The 17561-nt window shown below is 50.1% G+C and carries 19 protein-coding genes; 13 read left to right on the top strand and 6 right to left on the bottom strand.

Going from position 1 to position 17561, the window contains the following annotated elements; all coding sequences use genetic code 11:
- Positions 1-60: 60 nt before the first annotated feature.
- Positions 61-858 (bottom strand): M48 family metallopeptidase, encoded by a 798-nt coding sequence (locus BLP80_RS06880; protein ID WP_090541728.1) that lies wholly within the window; start codon positions 856-858, stop codon positions 61-63.
- A gap of 117 nt (positions 859-975) precedes the next feature.
- On the opposite strand from BLP80_RS06880, the gene leuS reads away from it, so the two are divergent.
- The 7 genes from leuS to BLP80_RS06915 all read left to right on the top strand — a co-directional run bounded on the left by leuS (position 976) and on the right by BLP80_RS06915 (position 9339).
- A complete protein-coding gene (gene leuS / locus BLP80_RS06885) occupies positions 976-3576 on the top strand; it encodes a leucine--tRNA ligase (RefSeq protein ID WP_090541671.1) in 2601 nt (866 codons plus the stop codon).
- 119 nt (positions 3577-3695) lie between these two features.
- A complete protein-coding gene (gene lptE, locus BLP80_RS06890; RefSeq protein ID WP_256324987.1) occupies positions 3696-4268 on the top strand; it encodes an LPS-assembly lipoprotein LptE in 573 nt (190 codons plus the stop codon).
- 40 nt (positions 4269-4308) lie between these two features.
- Positions 4309-5328, top strand: a complete 1020-nt coding sequence (holA, locus tag BLP80_RS06895; protein WP_090541673.1) for a DNA polymerase III subunit delta — start codon at positions 4309-4311, stop codon at positions 5326-5328.
- A gap of 254 nt (positions 5329-5582) precedes the next feature.
- Positions 5583-5999, top strand: coding sequence for an OsmC family protein (locus BLP80_RS06900; RefSeq protein WP_090541675.1), 417 nt, complete (start codon positions 5583-5585; stop codon positions 5997-5999).
- Positions 6000-6319: 320 nt separating this feature from the next.
- Positions 6320-7801: a VCBS domain-containing protein gene (locus tag BLP80_RS06905; RefSeq protein WP_090541677.1), complete on the top strand. Its 1482-nt coding sequence runs from the start codon at positions 6320-6322 to the stop codon at positions 7799-7801.
- Between the two features lie 213 nt (positions 7802-8014).
- Positions 8015-8707 carry a LuxR C-terminal-related transcriptional regulator gene (locus tag BLP80_RS16210; RefSeq protein WP_090541679.1) on the top strand — a complete coding sequence of 231 codons (693 nt, stop codon included), beginning with the start codon at positions 8015-8017 and terminating at the stop codon, positions 8705-8707.
- 347 nt (positions 8708-9054) lie between these two features.
- Positions 9055-9339 (top strand): hypothetical protein, encoded by a 285-nt coding sequence (locus BLP80_RS06915; RefSeq protein WP_090541682.1) that lies wholly within the window; start codon positions 9055-9057, stop codon positions 9337-9339.
- 198 nt (positions 9340-9537) lie between these two features.
- Here BLP80_RS06915 and BLP80_RS16215 read toward each other — a convergent pair whose 3' ends face one another.
- The 5 genes from BLP80_RS16215 to BLP80_RS06940 all read right to left on the bottom strand — a co-directional run bounded on the left by BLP80_RS16215 (position 9538) and on the right by BLP80_RS06940 (position 11496).
- Positions 9538-9672, bottom strand: coding sequence for a hypothetical protein (locus tag BLP80_RS16215; RefSeq protein WP_256324988.1), 135 nt, complete (start codon positions 9670-9672; stop codon positions 9538-9540).
- Positions 9673-9796: 124 nt separating this feature from the next.
- Positions 9797-10030, bottom strand: coding sequence for a type II toxin-antitoxin system BrnA family antitoxin (gene brnA, locus BLP80_RS06925; RefSeq protein WP_090541732.1), 234 nt, complete (start codon positions 10028-10030; stop codon positions 9797-9799).
- Between the two features lie 15 nt (positions 10031-10045).
- Entirely contained in the window at positions 10046-10339 is a 294-nt protein-coding gene (locus tag BLP80_RS06930; protein WP_256324989.1) for an addiction module antidote protein, read from the bottom strand.
- Positions 10340-10354: 15 nt separating this feature from the next.
- On the bottom strand, positions 10355-10645 hold the full coding sequence (locus tag BLP80_RS06935) for a type II toxin-antitoxin system RelE/ParE family toxin (RefSeq protein ID WP_090541733.1): 291 nt from the start codon (positions 10643-10645) through the stop codon (positions 10355-10357).
- A 230-nt stretch (positions 10646-10875) separates the two neighbouring features.
- Positions 10876-11496: a methyltransferase family protein gene (locus BLP80_RS06940; RefSeq protein WP_090541735.1), complete on the bottom strand. Its 621-nt coding sequence runs from the start codon at positions 11494-11496 to the stop codon at positions 10876-10878.
- 747 nt (positions 11497-12243) lie between these two features.
- Here BLP80_RS06940 and BLP80_RS15620 point away from each other — a divergent pair.
- From BLP80_RS15620 to BLP80_RS06975, 6 genes are all read left to right on the top strand, one after another.
- Positions 12244-12432 (top strand): Flp family type IVb pilin, encoded by a 189-nt coding sequence (locus tag BLP80_RS15620; protein ID WP_176754299.1) that lies wholly within the window; start codon positions 12244-12246, stop codon positions 12430-12432.
- An 83-nt stretch (positions 12433-12515) separates the two neighbouring features.
- Positions 12516-13052: an A24 family peptidase gene (locus tag BLP80_RS06955; RefSeq protein ID WP_090541690.1), complete on the top strand. Its 537-nt coding sequence runs from the start codon at positions 12516-12518 to the stop codon at positions 13050-13052.
- 413 nt (positions 13053-13465) lie between these two features.
- A complete protein-coding gene (cpaB, locus tag BLP80_RS06960) occupies positions 13466-14269 on the top strand; it encodes a Flp pilus assembly protein CpaB (RefSeq protein WP_090541692.1) in 804 nt (267 codons plus the stop codon).
- 17 nt (positions 14270-14286) lie between these two features.
- Positions 14287-15885, top strand: a complete 1599-nt coding sequence (locus BLP80_RS06965; protein WP_090541694.1) for a type II and III secretion system protein family protein — start codon at positions 14287-14289, stop codon at positions 15883-15885.
- Positions 15886-15898: 13 nt separating this feature from the next.
- Entirely contained in the window at positions 15899-16234 is a 336-nt protein-coding gene (locus BLP80_RS06970) for a tRNA dimethylallyltransferase (protein WP_090541696.1), read from the top strand.
- A gap of 48 nt (positions 16235-16282) precedes the next feature.
- Positions 16283-17560 (top strand): pilus assembly protein TadG-related protein, encoded by a 1278-nt coding sequence (locus BLP80_RS06975; RefSeq protein ID WP_090541698.1) that lies wholly within the window; start codon positions 16283-16285, stop codon positions 17558-17560.
- Position 17561: the final 1 nt, after the last annotated feature.

Below are 17561 nucleotides of genomic sequence, written 5' to 3' on the forward strand. Positions count from 1 at the left end.
ATCTACCCAATATCACAATACCTTATTCACGTCCCCCACTGATTTCCAGGAGATTGACGATCACTTAACACAACGAGGGCTCTTGCCCGCGGCCCTGGCTTGTTGTTGTAACCGCTGCGCCTGAGGCAGCCGGGCTTGCAGATCCTGAATGCGCGTAGCATGGGAAGGATGCGTTGAGAGAAACTCGACAGGTTGGCTGCCGTGGCTAGCTTGCGCCATTTTTTGCCATAGGGTAACGCTTTCTGCAGGATTAAAGCCCGCTTTCGCCATGAGATCCAGCCCAATCGTATCGGCTTCACTCTCATGCAATCTGCTAAAAGGCATGATAACCCCATACTCCGCGCCGATCCCCAGCAAACTGATCGCAGTCTGGCCCATTGCCGTCTGCGGCGCTGCTACCGCTTGAACCAGGGCTATTCCTGCTTGCGCGCCTAATTGCTGCGACATGCGTTCATTACTGTGTCTGGCCAGGACATGACCTACTTCATGACCGATGACTGCAGCTAATTGATCCTGATTATCAACCAGATCAATCAGACCGGTATGTACCCCGATTTTTCTACCTGGCAGTGCAAACGCATTCAGCGATGGGTCGTCAAACACGACCACTTCCCACTCCCCTCCAATTTCACGCGTGATCGCATTGGCAATACAGCTTACAAATTGGTTATTTTTGTTGTTATGGTTAATGGGTTTTTCCTTTTTCAAATTTTCAAAAGCCTGAAGCCCCATGCTATCCAGTTCAGCATCTGGCATAAAAGCCAATTGCGTTCTGCCCGTTGGCGACGTGGCGCACGCAGCCAGAAAAAAGATAAATAGCAAGGTGCAAAACGGCTTTAAGTATTGATTAATGATCATTTCAAAACCCTTCGATAAATATTCGTTAATTGAGGCTATCATGAGCGGTTGGAACGTATCAAGCGCATTTGTTCACGGTATAATCAGATCTTTCTTTACTGCCAGGAAATTCGTTACATGCAAGAAAAATATCACCCTCAGGAAATCGAACAAGTCGCGCAACAACACTGGGAAAAGACTGCCGCATTCAATGTGACTGAAAACCCTGGCATGCCTAAATATTACTGCCTGTCGATGTTTCCCTATCCATCCGGCAAACTGCACATGGGACATGTACGTAATTACACGATAGGCGATGTATTGTCCCGCTACCACCGTATGCAAGGCTATAACGTCCTGCAACCCATGGGCTGGGATGCATTTGGATTGCCCGCCGAAAATGCAGCCATGCAGAATGGCGTTCCTCCAGCCCAATGGACATATGACAATATTGCCTACATGCGTAAGCAATTGCAAAGCCTGGGGCTGGGTATTGACTGGAATCGCGAAATCGCAACCTGTCATCCACACTATTACCGCTGGAATCAATGGCTATTCCTGCGCATGCTGGAAAAAGGCATCGCCTACAAGAAAACCCAGGTCGTGAACTGGGATCCCATTGATCAAACCGTATTAGCTAATGAGCAAGTCATCGATGGGTGCGGCTGGCGTACCGGCGCGCTGGTAGAAAAACGCGAGATTCCCGGCTACTACCTGGCCATTACCCAGTACGCCGATGAACTGCTCAACGATCTGGACAAGCTGCCGGGATGGCCCGACCGCGTCAAGACCATGCAGGCTAACTGGATTGGTAAAAGTTATGGCGTCGATATCATTTTTCCTGCCGATAAAAAATCTGGCACCCCTCAGGATCTCAAAGTGTTCACCACGCGCGCGGACACCCTGATGGGCGCGACTTATGTAGCGGTAGCCGCCGAGCACCCACTCGCACTCCATGCAGCAAAAGATAATCCAAAACTGGCTGAATTCATTGAAGAATGCAAACACGGCGCCACCATGGAAGCGGAACTAGCTACCCAGCAAAAGAAAGGCATGGATACCGGTTTATCCGTCATTCACCCGCTTACCGGAGAAAGCCTGCCAGTATGGATCGCCAATTATGTTCTCATGAGTTACGGCGAAGGCGCTGTCATGGCTGTCCCGGCGCATGACGAACGTGATTTTGAATTTGCCACCCAATATGCCTTGCCAATTAAAACCGTCATCAAACCCAAAGACGGCGATGCAGACACGGCACTGACTCAAGCCTATGTCGAGTACGGCATCACCTTCAACTCAGGAGAATTTTCAGGGTTGGAATTTCAAGCTGCGGTAGAGGCCATTGCAACCGCGCTGAAACACAAGGAACTAGGGGAAAAGCGGATGCGTTATCGTCTGCGCGATTGGGGCATCTCACGCCAGCGCTACTGGGGATGTCCTATTCCATTGATTCATTGCGATCATTGCGGAGTCGTTCCCGTGCCGGATGATCAACTCCCCGTCAGGCTACCAGAAGATATAGTGCCAGACGGATCGGGTAATCCTCTGGCAAAATCGCCGTCATTTTATGAATGTGCCTGCCCTCGGTGCGGCCAATCCGCACGCCGTGAAACCGACACCATGGACACGTTCGTCGACTCATCCTGGTATTACATCCGCTATACCTGCCCGGATCAGGGTTCCGCCATGGCGGATTCACGAGTGAATTACTGGCTACCGGTAGACCAGTATATCGGCGGGATTGAACATGCCATTTTGCATCTGCTTTATTCGCGATTCTGGAGCAAAGTCATGCGTGATCTCGGATTGATTTCCCTCGACGAGCCTTTTACCAATCTGCTGACCCAGGGCATGGTATTGAATGAAATCTTCTTCCGTAAAATGGATACCGGCCGTATCACTTATTTCAATCCAGCGGAGGTTGACATTCATTTTGATGAGCTGGGCAAGCGGTTTGGCGCCGTATTGCATGCTGATAACCAACCCGTTGAATCGGGCGGTATCGGCACTATGTCAAAATCAAAAAATAATGGAGTCGATCCCCAGGAGTTAGTGGAATCATATGGTGCCGATACCGCCCGATTGTTCATGATGTTTGCCAGCCCGCCTACCCAGACGCTGGAATGGTCCGATACGGGCGTGGAAGGATCTTTCCGTTTTCTCAAACGCTTGTGGAGGCTCACTTATAGCCACTTGCAACAAGGCGGCGTCCTTGCCGGGCAGCTTCAGGCCGATACACTCCCGCCTGAACTCAAATCGTTGCGGTGCCAGCTTCACCAGACGATCGCCAAAGTGACCGACGATCTGGACCGCCGCCACACTTTCAATACTGCAATTGCTGCTGTAATGGAATTGATGAACGAACTGGCCAAACTGCAAGCGACCGATTTAGCAGCGCGTCAGCTCATGCAAGAAGCGCTGGAAAGCATTGTTCTGCTGCTGTCACCGATCGTTCCGCATATTTGCCACGCGCTCTGGCAGGCACTCAAGCCAGGTACAGAACTGCTCGATCAAGCATGGCCCAAGGCCGATCCTCAGGCGCTGCTCCAGGATGACATCGAGCTCGTTGTCCAGGTCAATGGTAAATTACGCGCTCAAATACGGGTCGCCAAAGATGCGGATCGCCCAACAATCGAACGTATCGCCCTGGATCATGAGCATATTCAGAAAACCATTGCGGGGCAGTCAGTGAAAAAAGTGATCGTCGTCCCAGGAAGATTGATCAATATTGTCGTTTAAGAATAATGCGCTGCCTTGAAATATTCGGGCTAATAAACAAAGATACTCAAATGCTGGATTTATACTCATCGCACTTCAAAATCCGGCAGCTAGACCTTCTCCCGCTGGGAGAAGGCCGGATGAAGGATGATAAAAACCGAATTTTGAAGGGTGATGCGTATAAACTGGAAATAAGCGTTATCGATATTATGAAACCCATCCTTGCATTCCTTGCGATCACTCTTATGCTCACACTCACCGCCTGCGGCTTCCATTTGCGCGGACAAATCACCGCCCTGCCATTTGACTCTATTCATGTCACCGCGCCACCAGGCCATTCCATCAGAATCGATGTCGAGCGTGCCATTCGTGTCAGCACCAATGCAAAAGTTGTCAAAAAACCAGAAAAAGCTCAGGCCATCCTGCAGATCCTGAGCGCGGTTAATGAAAAGAAAATTCTGTCTCTTTCAATTGGTGGGCGCGTCAGGGAATTTCAGTTAGGCTATCGTATTTCCGCGCGCCTGATCGACTCCCAGGGTGCTGAAATCGCACCCGTTGAGGAGATCAACGTGACACGGGTGCTCCCTTTCCTGGATGAACAGGTTCTCGCCAAAGCAGCAGAAGAGGAAATGCTTTACAAGGACATGCAGTCAGACGCTGTGCAGCAGATCATCCGGCGCATCGCCGCAATCAAGCCTCACCCGTCATTTTGAGAAAATGTTAAGCCTTGCATAATTCCAATCAAACTCATTTATGAGCATCAATCCCGATCAGCTTTCCCGTCACTTGCAAAAACAGCTCGCACCGCTTTATGCCATCGTAGGCGACGAGCAACTGCTCGCAATGGAAGCAGCGGACACGATTCGCGCTCATGCCCGGCAACACGGCTACGCCGAGCGGGATATTTTTACGGTAGACCACCGTTTCGACTGGTCTAATCTGCAACGATGGCGCTGCCAATCATCATTATTTGAAGAACGGCGGTTGCTCGATATCCGTATTCCTTCAGGCAAGCCTGGAAAAGAAGGCGGTCTCGCTATCGAAGCACTCTGTCAGAGCCAGTCTCCTGATACCATAACGCTCATAACGCTGCCCAAAATTGATAAACAGACCCAGACCAGCAAATGGTTTAAAGCGCTCGAGCATTCAAGCGTAATGATCGCCGCCGATCCGATAGCACACTCCCGGCTGGCAAACTGGATTGAGCAACGCCTCGCGCTACAAGAACAGCACATTGCGCCGGATACCCTGCAATTTCTCGCAGACAAGGTGGAAGGCAATCTTCTGGCGGCCCAGCAGGAGATCAAGAAACTTGCCTTACTCTATCCGCCTGGCATGCTTTCTTTTGAGCACGTCAAGAATGCCGTGCTCGATGTCGCGCGCTACGATGTATTCAGCCTGTCTGAAGCCATGCTGACGGCGGATACCGTACGCTACACCCGTATCCTGGAAGGACTGCAAGGTGAAGGCACGCCCCCTCCCCTGATACTGAGTGCGCTGACTGAGCCCATTCGCACGCTGCTGCAAATTCACCAGGCAGTGGGTACAGGTAAGCCACTCGCGCAAGCGTTAAAAGACGCACGTGTCTGGAGTCAGCAGCAGAAAACCATGACGACTGCCGTAAAACGCTTGCCCCCTCGATTACTTTTACAGGCGCTTTTACACGCCGCAAGCATAGACAGAATGATCAAAGGCGTCGCCAAGGGTGATATTGGAAATGAATTACTGCAACTTGGATTGCGCCTCACGACCCGTCAATCTTTTGCGCACTGATATTTCCCGGGTTTCCGCCCGCGGGAACGATGAAATTGAATAAACGAATTTACTTAACCCGAATATTTCATAAATTCGCGTGATCATCACGCAGGATTTTGATTAATAGGGAAGTTTTGAGGAGGAGGGGTGTAGTGATTCATACACCCGACTGAGCAAAATCTTTCTTATTAATCAAAAGGCAAGTGAGGGCACGCGCCAATTTATGAAATATTCGGGTTAAGTTCTCTAATAAAAATACAGGAAAAAGACTGATGAAATCACGTATCAAATGGCAGGACGGCATTCATTTCACCGGCGAAACAGAAAGTGGCCATGCAGTCCAGATAGATGGCGCACCGGATATCGGTGGAAAAAATCTGGGACCCCGCCCGATGGAACTAATCTTGCTGGGACTCGGCGGCTGCTCCTCAATCGATGTCATTCTGATTCTGCAGAAAAGCCGTCAGGAAATCACCGACTGCGTCGTGGAAATCGATGCCACCCGGGCTACCGAAGATCCCAAGGTATTTACCGATATTCACCTGCACTTCATCGTAACCGGAAAAAACCTGAATGCCCAACAGGTAGAACGCGCGATCAATCTCTCCGCAGAAAAATATTGCTCAGCCTCTATCATGCTAAAGAACACAGTCAATATCACCCATGATTTTGAAATCGTTGAAGGATAGTTCTGCAAAATAGAACCGGATGAGTCGATTCCATTCTTATCTGGTTCTGAAAACCCCCTATTCAATTCTTCCACGTCAATCGACCCAGAAAACCTCCCCTCAGACTCATTTAATAAATCTGAAATAACCGCTTTTTATCGGGCTGTTCCTTCCCTCACGGCACAACAAACTTCCACATAATCTCAAGCATAAGGTTTTACGTAGCGCTTGCCGCCAGACTCTGATTCATCTCTCGGGACAAAGTGAATCATTGCCTGGCTGTTCTGCTATTCCGCTATCGTCTGAACACTCTTGATCAACACACTCAATTGCGAACGATTATGAATAAATGGACTGCAATAAGTAATGCCATGATGCTGGTTATGATGCTGATATTTTCCTGTGTAGTCTTCTCTGCGGAGGCGACAATACGGCCACCAGGAGGCACCACCTCATCAGGTGGAGGCACCTCATCGGGCGGATCATCAGGCAGTAGCACCGACACCAATCAGATTGATCATCTAGAGCTTGTGGTAACCGTGATAAAGAATGAAAAGCCGGAGGCCTCGGGAAATCTGTTTGCTGAATTAGATGGCCTATCCCTCAGGTTACTGAATAGTCCCATTGGAAATTATGGTTTTCTGGACATCTCTGCAGCCGGCAGTTTTCGTTATGTCATAAAGAACGATCTGCCGCAGGTTCAGGCTTTGGGCCTCAACGATGTCGCACAAGAAACTTTTCTTTACCAGATTATTACTACCAATGACAACACTATTGATGCCAAGCTGACTGTTTATATTCTTGGTAATCCCTCCGTATCTTTTGATAATGTCGAGATTGAGTTCAACAATAGCTCCAATGAAGCAAGCCCGATTCATGCAGGAAGCGCTTCCCAGATGGGGCAGTATATGCGCGGTCAATTGACGAGTCCCGATGACCGGGACTGGTTCATAGTCAACAGCCTCGGCAATGAAATCATCAACCTGGAGCTCTGCCCGGAAGGCTCACAGTGCAAGGATGAAAAAGGCTGGGTAATGTACGTTTTCGATGCCGATAAATTTGAAAGTGAAGGCAATGAAGACAAAACTGTCACTCTCAGGACTTATATAGACCGCACCAATGAAACGCTATCTACCACTCAAGCAAATCATTTCTATTTACTTTACGACAAAGGCTTCTTCAATAATAGCCTGATTGGCATCATTGATCCCTGTTTCGGTGACCGGCGCACCCTGGATATCGGGGTAGGTCAACAACCCAAAAATTATCTGGTGCTGATCACCTCACCCTTATTCAGGAGTAGTAGTCTTGATCCTCAAATAAACAATGATGTGGAAGGATGTGGCGCTGGGGATGTAGTACTAGAAAGAGTGAAAGCTACTCTTCCTGGTGGAACTAAGATCATTGAACAATTCATCACCGCATTCCCCTTCTCCGACGATCAATATACCCTGAGAGTCACGCGTACCGGCGCTGATCCCTTCGCTGTCCTCTCTCCCGATAGCGTAGCATTCGACGCAGTCGGCCGGAAAGCCCATGTCGCCAGGATACGGGTAAATAATCAGCTATTTACTGCTGAACTGGAGCAGCTGAATACCCCGACAGATGCCAATATCTTAACCACGTTCGGCATCCGGTCGATCCAATCACTCAGCGAGCCGTTAACGGCGGATCCTTATCTGCCAACCTATAATCCGGTTAACCAGATCGTTAAATTTCCTCAAGTGCTCGATACTCAATCCGGTGCCGTGTATTCAGTCGAAATGCTCTATCAGCCCGAGAGTAATACGCTGAATCTGCTTAGAGCAGTGCCTGTTCATTGAATGCGTGTGCATTGACGTACTGGGGTCAGGGTGATGAAGCGATTCATCACCCTTTCACCCGCCGCCCTTGAATTTCAGTATTCAATGCGTCAGGCAGTAACCACCAGCGGGCATAGCGCCGCATGTGCTTCGTTTAATGTTTCAAGACCGGGAAAAATAAGTCGTTATGTTAATAAATGACAACCTTAATCCAGTTGAACAGGAGAAACGATCTTGATTCTGCTTGCCAGTTCCTGCGAAGAAAAACTTGCTCATTGGAAGCAAGGATTATCGGATATTTCTACCCTGATCTGCCTGACCGATCTGGATTCTCTCTCACATGAACTGATCAGAAGATCCCCTCCCATCCTTCTGCTTGATCATGACTTACTCGGTATAGACAGCCTGCAGATCATTGAAAGCCTGCTGGTGCTGAGCCCTAAAACCCGGATCATATTATCTATCCACGGCCTTTCCGATGAAATGGAGTGGGCGTTATTTAAATCGGGCGTCAGGGGATTTTGCCTGGACACCATCGAGCCTGAACAAATCAAACGCGCAGTCAAGGCTGTCTGGCAAGGCGAACTATGGATCCGGCGTAAGCTGGTCCAGCACATGCAAAATGAGCTGGCCATAACCTTGCAAGAAAAAAAACAAATTGAACGCGCAGTAAATAGCTTGCTTGAAAATTTAACCCGGCGCGAATATGAAATCGCCATCCTGGTAGGGCGCGGTGAAAGCAACAAGCAAATTGCCAGACAACTGGATATCACCGAACGAACCGTCAAGGCACACCTGACCGAGATATTCCGCAAGCTGGCCATTTCAGATCGAATCAAGCTGGCCCTGCTCGTCAAGGATACCGCCGCCACATCGAATCAGACAGACATCGATCATGACAGCGACTACCCCACCATTTCTGTCTAATACAAAATTCAACCAGCATAGTAGGGTGGATAAGCAGCGCGTCATCCGCCGCATGCTACTTGGTTAATGCCGAACTACCGGCGCAATCGCATCCCAGGCGGAACCTACTTCTTCACGGTTAACCCGAATATTTCATAAATTGGCACGTGCCCTCACTTGTCTTTTGATTAATAAAAAAGATTTTGCTCAGTCGGGTGTATGAATCACTACACCACGCCTTCTCAAAACTTCCCTATTAATCAAAATCCTGCGTGATCATCACGCGAATTTATGAAATATTCGGGCTAATGAGTCTTTTATTCGCATCATTTCTGCGCGCCGCGCCGAACCTAAAGAGGAATCTATTTATGCTTTCTGAACGCTTAAAAAAACGTCTGCAAAAAGACCGTCCTATGACATCTATCACGATACGCATTCCGGTTGATGTTGTGGAATCCATGAAGGAAATTGCGCCGCTTAAGGGTTTCTCTGGATACCAAACACTGCTGAAATCATACATCAGCGAAGGATTGCGCAAAGATGAGGAACGCTATTCCAGTGGGTCAACAGCGCGATTGATCGAGGCACTAAAAAAACATGGGGTCTCCGAAGCCATCATCGAAGAAGCCACACGTGATCTAACATCGGTATAGCCGGATTCAGGGCTGCAGGATATGCCGGGAAACGAAGCGCATCAATCGCGAACGATGTACTTCATTACGTTCAGCGCCTCCTGCGGCACTGAACAGATTTACTTGCCAGAGGCTACTTGCTCAAGCCGTTCGGCAAGCCAAATCTTGATGATGGACTGACGCGTCACACCGAGCCGACTAGCTTCCCTATCGAGGGACTCAAGCATCCAAGTCTGGAAAATCCACATTGATTCTTCTCTGTTTTTGCAAAGGTCTACGCGCCTGCGAAAGATCTAGGACTGCAGTGATATCCTTGCCGCCATTAAAGTCGGTGTCAAATTGCTTAGCTTTCATACAAAATCTCCTCTTCTGGACGTGAACGACGAACAGAGCTGTAGGATGTGCCGAGGCACGAGGCGCATCAATCGCGAACGATGTACTTCATTACGTTCAGCGCCTCCTGCGGCACTGAACAGATCTACTTGCCAGAGGCTACTTGCTCAAGCCGTTCGGCAAGCCAAATCTTGATGATGGACTGACGCGTCACACCGAGCCAACTGGCTTCCCTATCGAGGGATTCAACCATCCAATCTGGAAAATCCACATTGATTCTTCTCTGTTTTTGCAAAGGTCTACGCGCCTGCGAAAGATCCAAGATTGCAGCGATATCCTTGCCGCCATCAAAGTCGGCGTCAAATTGCTTAGCTTTCATATAAAACATAATCATTCAATGACGAGCAACCTCGACATGCAATCGTAACCCGAGTGCTTTGATGACTCTCAGGATCGTGGAAAACTCGGGGTTCCCATCAGCAGACAAGGCTTTATAAAGCCCTTCTCGAGCCAATCCGGTATCACGCGCAAGCTGGGTCATCCCGTGAGCACGCGCAATATCACCCAAAGCAGCGCGAATCAAGCTGCCGTCACCCGGATCTTCCTCAATGCAAGCGTCAAAATAGAGCGCCATATCTTCCTCGGTCTTGAGGTGGTCGATTACATCCCATTTTTTAAGTTTCATCATATTCATGACTGTCCCTTACAGTTTCCGCGCCAATTCAAGCGCGGTTTTGATATCTTGCTCCTGCGTACTCTTATCGCCCCCCGCAAGCAGCACAACAACTTCAATACCCCGTTGCGCCAGATATACCCGATAGCCAGGACCGCAATCGATACGCAATTCAGAAATCCCCTTACCAATCGGCTTAGCGTCACCAAGATTCCCCTGCTCGACTCGCCGTAACCGGGCTTCGATACGCGCCTTGCCACGCTTGTCGCGTAGACTGGAAAACCACTCATCGAAAACATCTGTAGTGTAGATTGTTCTCATAGGACGACCGTATACCATAGTTTACAAATATGCAAGCGATAAAGCGCTTCAACCTAACGCCACATTCTTTATGCCATATGCAGTTCAAGTCCAATGTGCCGGGAAACAAAGCGCATCAATCGCGAACGATGCGCTTCACTGCGTTCAGCACATCCTACGATGCTATGAGAATATTAGCCTTCGATAGCGTGGTAGGGTGGATAAGCAGCGCGCCATCCACCCGTGCCACATCAATACACAAACGGGATCAACCGGTAGCGCACATCAACCATGTAAGTGCGATAGGCCGGATCCTGAGCGAGATGCCTTTCCTCCCGGATGATACGGATGCAGAGAAATATTACCATCACGGTGTAAACCAGCAGATTCAAGAGCGTTGTATGCGCCAGCACATAGCCGCCAAATAACAGGGAATAACTCGCATAGAGCGGATGCCGCACAATACGGTACATCCATCCTGTTTTGATTTCACGCTTGGCGGCGACAAGTGCAAAACTACGATTGAGGGAGACCAGACTGATGATCTGCAATAGGGTACCCGCTGCTATCAGGGTACTGGCCATGGGAAAAATCCCCCACTCTGCCGGACGGAAAAACAGCGGTGCGAAAGTCCCAATCATCGCCACCAGCCAATCGGATGGCGTTGATGAAACAGTTTCCGGATGGCTACGGCAAATAAAGAATACGGCTGCCAGAGTTTCAGAAGTAATAACCAGCAACAGCGTCCACTCATATGTTTCTTGAAACTTGCTGAATTGCGCATAGGCAAAAAATCCATAGAGTGTTGCCAATAGCGCCCCGCTATACACATTGAATCTCTTGGATTCGATTATCTTTGCTAATGAATTCATTTTTTCCCCATAATAAATATAAAAAGGAGGAGTGCAGAAGGGTGGATAAACTTGCGCCATCCACCGTTTGATTGAAATTTACCCATGCCGAATAGCTGGAGTGTAAATATTCTGGCAGATGACGCGCTGCTCACCCGCCCTCTTTCTGCTCGCCTATCCACCCTTTTCATTATGTTAAAAAATAGCGTATCAAGCGTTATAGAACAAACCGCTAAACCTCTCGTATTTCGTGTTTATAAAGACGGCGGCTCTAATCCAGGAGATTTTAGGGGCAGAATGAAATGAGTAGATCAACTATGATCAACTGGCTATTGGCAGGCGTAGGGTGGATAAGCAACGCGTCATCCGCCGTATTTGAGTCCAATCCAAATGATGATTTAAAAGCTGGAATCGGAATAAGGTGCATGGCTTAATCAGCGTGTATCCATGTTTTTAGCCTGCAACCCAAACCCACCCGTTTTAGCCCGTGGTTGTTTGGTTTTTGGGTGGATGGCGCGTTGCTTATCCACCCTACCGGGTTAACAGCAAAATAAAGACTTTTTGCTGTTCTGTTTCAGCCATCACGACAGCGTCCTATTTAATATAGTTCGCCGGTCACCTTACTCTGCCCGCAGGTTGTACCAAAGTACGATGTACCACAGTACGATAGGCGCAGCATGCGTGATTGGCCACAATGACACCCGTGGCGTAACAAAACAAAGTCACTTTTTAAAAGAGAACTTTCTTAACCTTGATAGGAGAAATACCATGAACAAACTGATTCAATCCGCAAAACAATTCATTAACGACGAGCAAGGTATGGGTGCCGTTGAGTACGCGTTGATCGTTGCTATTATGGCTGCAGGAATTGTAATTACATGGCCTAGCCTCTCAAGCGCATTAGATTCAGCATTCACTGCCGTCAAAAATAACTTAGCAACTCCACCTGCTCCTTAACTAGTCTAATTATATTTAGATAGTAGTTAATTTGGCTAAATCCATCACCCGGTCACTACCGGGTGATGTTTATGGAAAAAAGCATGCATATATTACAGATTGCCATTCTGACAGGATTGTTACTCTTTGCCGCCTGGCACGACAGCCGTCATCACCGTATACCTAATGCACTGGTTTTTCCGGGCGCTGTCATCGGCGTGTTGCTCAATAGCCTGCTGCCGCACGACATGGGGGGACTCGATATTTTGACTTCGCTGGCAGGATTAGGCGTTGGCCTGATTATATTACTACCGCTCTATCTGCTACGTGCTCTAGGCGCTGGCGATATCAAACTGATGGCCATGATCGGTGCATTTGCCGGACCAGTCAGCATATTAATGATCACAGTCTATGTCCTATTAGCGGGCGGGGTGCTGGCGATCGGCGTGGTATTGGTACGTGGCAAGTTAGCCAAGCTGATGGATAATTTCAGATTCATGCTGCTCATGCGCTTGGCTGGATCGACCAGCATCAATCTACCGACGACGGAAACCATTGATCAATCCGCTGGAAAATTACCCTACGGCGTGGCGATTGCCACCGGAACGCTGATCTATCTGACGAAAACTCATTGGGGATAGCGCAAAGAAAGTAAACAGGTGAGGCGTCATCCCCAACGGGCATTGCGCCATGCACTCTGTTGCGTTTATTGATTAAATCACCCGCCGCTATCTGGTGCAATGCGCTTGGCTTATTGCCCTACCCACCTGCTTTCGCAGGAATGACGAAATCGAACCTGCTCAGCGATTTCTTAAAAAATCCGGAAATCTCTCCTTATTCTACCTCAACCCCATGGATAAGCCGCTGTAACCAATGCCTACAACCAGATGTCATATTTTCGACTGTATAACCATGAAGTAAGGTTATTTTGCCGTTCTGTTTCGATCATCATGACAGCCTCATTTTCAATATAGTCAGCCTATTGATGGTGTGGTGATCATGCAACGATGCAGCCCGAAATTCATAACCCGATTAAAGGATGAGAGGTAGATCAATGAGAAATACAGGCGCGCTAGGAATGATCGTGGTCTCGCTGCTGTTAGGCGTGGCTGCGGTGGTCGTGGCAGGAAAATGGATTAACCAGCAGGTAGGCATCGATGCCTCCCGGGTCGTGGTGGCTGCGCAGGATATCAATGTGGGCACGCGACTTACAGCCGATCTGATGAAAACCATCGACTGGCCGAGCGGCAGCATCCCGACTGGATCATTCAACGATCTCACCTTGCTCGATAGCCGTGTTGTCAAGGTCAATCTGCAACGCGGCGAACCGTTGCTGGAAGGCAAACTCGCGCCAGAAGGCACGGCCGGCGGACTGTCGGGCGTCATTCCTGATGGCAAACGCGCGATTACCGTGCGTGTCAACGATGTGGTCGGCGTCGCCGGATTTGCGCTCCCCGGCAATCTGGTGGACATTCTGGTGAATATCAAGGAAGACCATAGAAACCCCGTTTCCAAGATTGTCCTGGAGCAGATTCTGGTGCTGGCTGTCGCGCAGGATCTCGGCCGCGATGAAACCAAGCCCAAAGTCGTCAACGCCGTCACGCTCGAAGTGACACCGGAGCAGGCAGAACGGCTCGACCTCGCGCGCAGTGTCGGCACGTTGTCGCTGGTATTGCGCAATCAGATTGACAGGAGCTTCGGTTCAACCGATGGCATACGCACGCACGATTTGCTGGGCACAAAAATGGCCACGGTTGAAGCCAAGCCGGAAGACAAAAAAATTGTTTACAAATCTGTGGGGACACCCAGGCCATCGGTCGAGATCATCCGCGGGCTTGAGAAAACCAACGCGCGATAAAATAAAGGGGAAATTCAATGAAATCGCAACAACTGCCTGATTTCACCACGATGTTATTCTGGATGATCATAGGGTGGGTAATCAGTGTTTCAACGGTGCTGGCGCAAACTGTCGCAGCCATTCCACCCCATCTCAAAGCAGCCGATATGGCTGAGATGGCCTCCAGCATGGATGTGACGCTGGGTAAATCCACCCTGCTCAGACTGCCCTCGCCGATTTCACGCATATCGGTCGGCAACCCCGGCGTGGCCGACGTCACCCTGATCAACCCGAGCGAAGTGTACATCCTCGGCAAGATGATCGGCACCACCAACATTATTCTATGGTCACGCAGCGGGCAAACCCGGGTGGTCGATGTAACCGTGCTGATGGATGCCGCCGCGCTGCAAAATAAACTGCTGGAAATCATGCCGGAAGAAAGAGATATCAAAGTCAGGGCTGCGGGTGATTCACTGGTGCTTTCCGGCACGGTCTCCGATACCATCAAGGTGGATCGCGCTGTCACCCTGGCGGATACCTATATCCGCACTTCCGTACTCGGCATGATGATGAGCATGGGAGGCGGCGGTCAGGCAGGTAGCGGGCAAGGTGGCCAGGGAGGGCAGCAAGGAACGCAGATGTTACGGCAAGGCATGCAAAGTGACGAGGACTCACCCGGTGCGGGCGCGGGGCTGGGCAGCACCAAGATCGTCAATTTGCTGCGCGTGCGCGACAACCAGCAGGTGATGCTGGAGGTCAAGGTAGCCGAGGTCAACCGCACTATCGCCGAGAAACTTGGCTTTGACTTCGCCCGGGCCGCCAGAAAGGCCGGCAGCGCCTGGACACAGGTCATGGCGGGGATGATTGGCGGAGGCGCCGCAAATTTTCTGACAGGAAAGAATTTAACGGCGGATGTCGAGCTGGGTTTGCCCAGAGTCAACAATGCCACCATGGATGAGGGCACCTCTTTCCTCATGGACGCCCAGAAAAGAGACGAGCTGGTCAAAATTCTGGCGGAACCCAACATCGTAGCGATCAGCGGGCAGGATGCGAGTTTTCTGGTGGGCGGTGAAATTCTGATTCCCGTGCAAAGCGGCATAGGCCAGGTGACACTTAATTCCAAGGAATTCGGCATAGGCGTGCGCTTTACCCCGACTGTCCTCGAAGAAGGCCGCATTCACCTGCGAGTCAGCCCGGAAGTCTCAGAGTTGGTCTCCATCAATAACAATTTGTCTGGAACGCTGGGCGTGACCCAACCCGTCCCCACTTTCAAAACCCGACGCGTTTCGACCACGGTACAGCTCAGCGATGGTCAATCTCTGGCGATTGGGGGACTATTACAGGATAACTTCAAGGAAGCGGTCAAACGTTTCCCGATGCTTGGGGAAGTGCCGGTATTAGGCGCACTGTTTCGCAGCAGCGACTTTCAAATGGATAAAACGGAGCTCATGATCGTGGTCACGCCCCGCCTGATAAAACCGCTCCAGACAGACTACCCCCTACCGACCGATGCCTTCGTCACGCCTGATCGCGGCGAATTCCTGCTTCAGGGCAGAATGGAAAGCGCATCCGAACCAGCACGGCCCGCCAGGGTGGAGATACCGCAGAGTGAGCACGGCGGTTTTCAAATGAAATAAGGAGAAAATTGACATGAAAACAACACCCCCAGGAAATATTTCAGGCTCATTTTCATGCCTGCTGCTGGCCATAGCCAGCCTGACAGCGGGATGCGCGCCGGTCACCCCGCGCCTGGATGCGCGATTTGGTGAAGCCGTCGGCATTGCCAAAGCCCAGCAAACCATCAGTCCTGAAGCCTCACTCAATACGGAACCCGTCAAAGGCATCAATGGTCAGGCCGGCGATGCCATCTTTGATAATTACCGAGATTCATTCAGAAATCCACCCCGGCCCATGTCGGGAGGCGTGCTCAATGTTGGAAAGAGCGGTAGCAGCGGTGGTGGTGGCGGCGGCAGTGGCGGGAACTAAGCGCGACACCATGATCACCCCCAAATATTCGTTACAGGAGAACCGCCTATGAACCCCTCCCCGGTTCGATTATCCACTCACCGGAATTTTCATTCTGTTCAGAAAGAAACAGGCGCTGTTGCCATCATTGTCGCGCTATCGCTGGTCGGGCTGGTCGGTTTTGTCGGCCTGGCACTCGATCTGGGCAAGCTTTTTGTCGCCAAAACAGAGCTGCAAAACAGTGCGGATGCTTGCGCATTAGCTGCGGCGCGCGAACTGACCGGTGCTAATACCAACCAGCTAGAGCTGGCTGAAGCGGCTGGTAAAACTACTGGCGAGCGCCACAATGTGCTGTTCCAGGACGAACAAATTGTCATCAGCAGCGTGACCTTCAGTGAAACGCTGGCAGGAGGTTATGATACTGCTGCCGCTTTTACCGGATTGGAAGCAACCAAGAAGCGCTTTGCCCGTTGCGAAGCCAGCAAAGCCGGGATCGCCAACTGGTTCATCCAGGTGCTGAATCTCCTGCCTGGTACGGCCATTGGGGATCAGACCGTTGCTGCGAGTGCAGTGGCCACCCTCTCGCCATCCCAGATTACCTCTTGTGCCATTCCCGTTGGAATCTGCAGCGATCAGATTCTTCCTACTATAAAGGTAGGAGACTGGCTGGGCGGCACATTGACCCCAGGAAACAGCATTAGTGGTAGTTTTAAATGGATTGACTTTACTCCCCCGTCTGGAGGTGCGCAAGAAGTGGCTGATACTTTGGAAGGTCCAGGAACATGTAACCTCCCTGCCAAAGATATAGAAATAGGTGAATCTGGCTATATGGCTGTTATCGCAAAGTCGTGGAATACTCGCTTTGGTATTTATCCGAACGGTAACCCCAACGCAGTAAAACCTAACCCTGATTTCTCGGGTTATGCCTACACAACATATAGTTGGCCAACACAATTTGATGCCTTTTCTGACTTTAAGCTCAAAAGAGCAAATAATCGATCCTATCAAGGAGATGTTTTAGCAGGACTAAACGTTGAGCAACATGGAGTTCCGGTAAGTGATAACTATCTTATTGCAAACGGGACTGATCGCAGGATGGCAACTGCTCCGATAGTCAATTGTGGCGGATTCTCTGATGAAACTAGTTCTACTGCATCAATTGAAGGATGGGCGTGTGTATTGATGTTGCATCCGATCAATCAAGGTAGTGGAGGTGGCAGCACATCTGTAAGTATGTTTCTGGAATACCTGGGACGATCGAATGAGCCTAACAGTCCTTGCGCCACCAATGGCGTGCCAGCAGGCCCCACTGCCGCAGGCCCGATGGTGCCCGCTCTCGTGAGGTAAT

Source organism: Nitrosomonas sp. Nm132 (assembly GCF_900100485.1).
GTDB lineage: Bacteria > Pseudomonadota > Gammaproteobacteria > Burkholderiales > Nitrosomonadaceae > Nitrosomonas.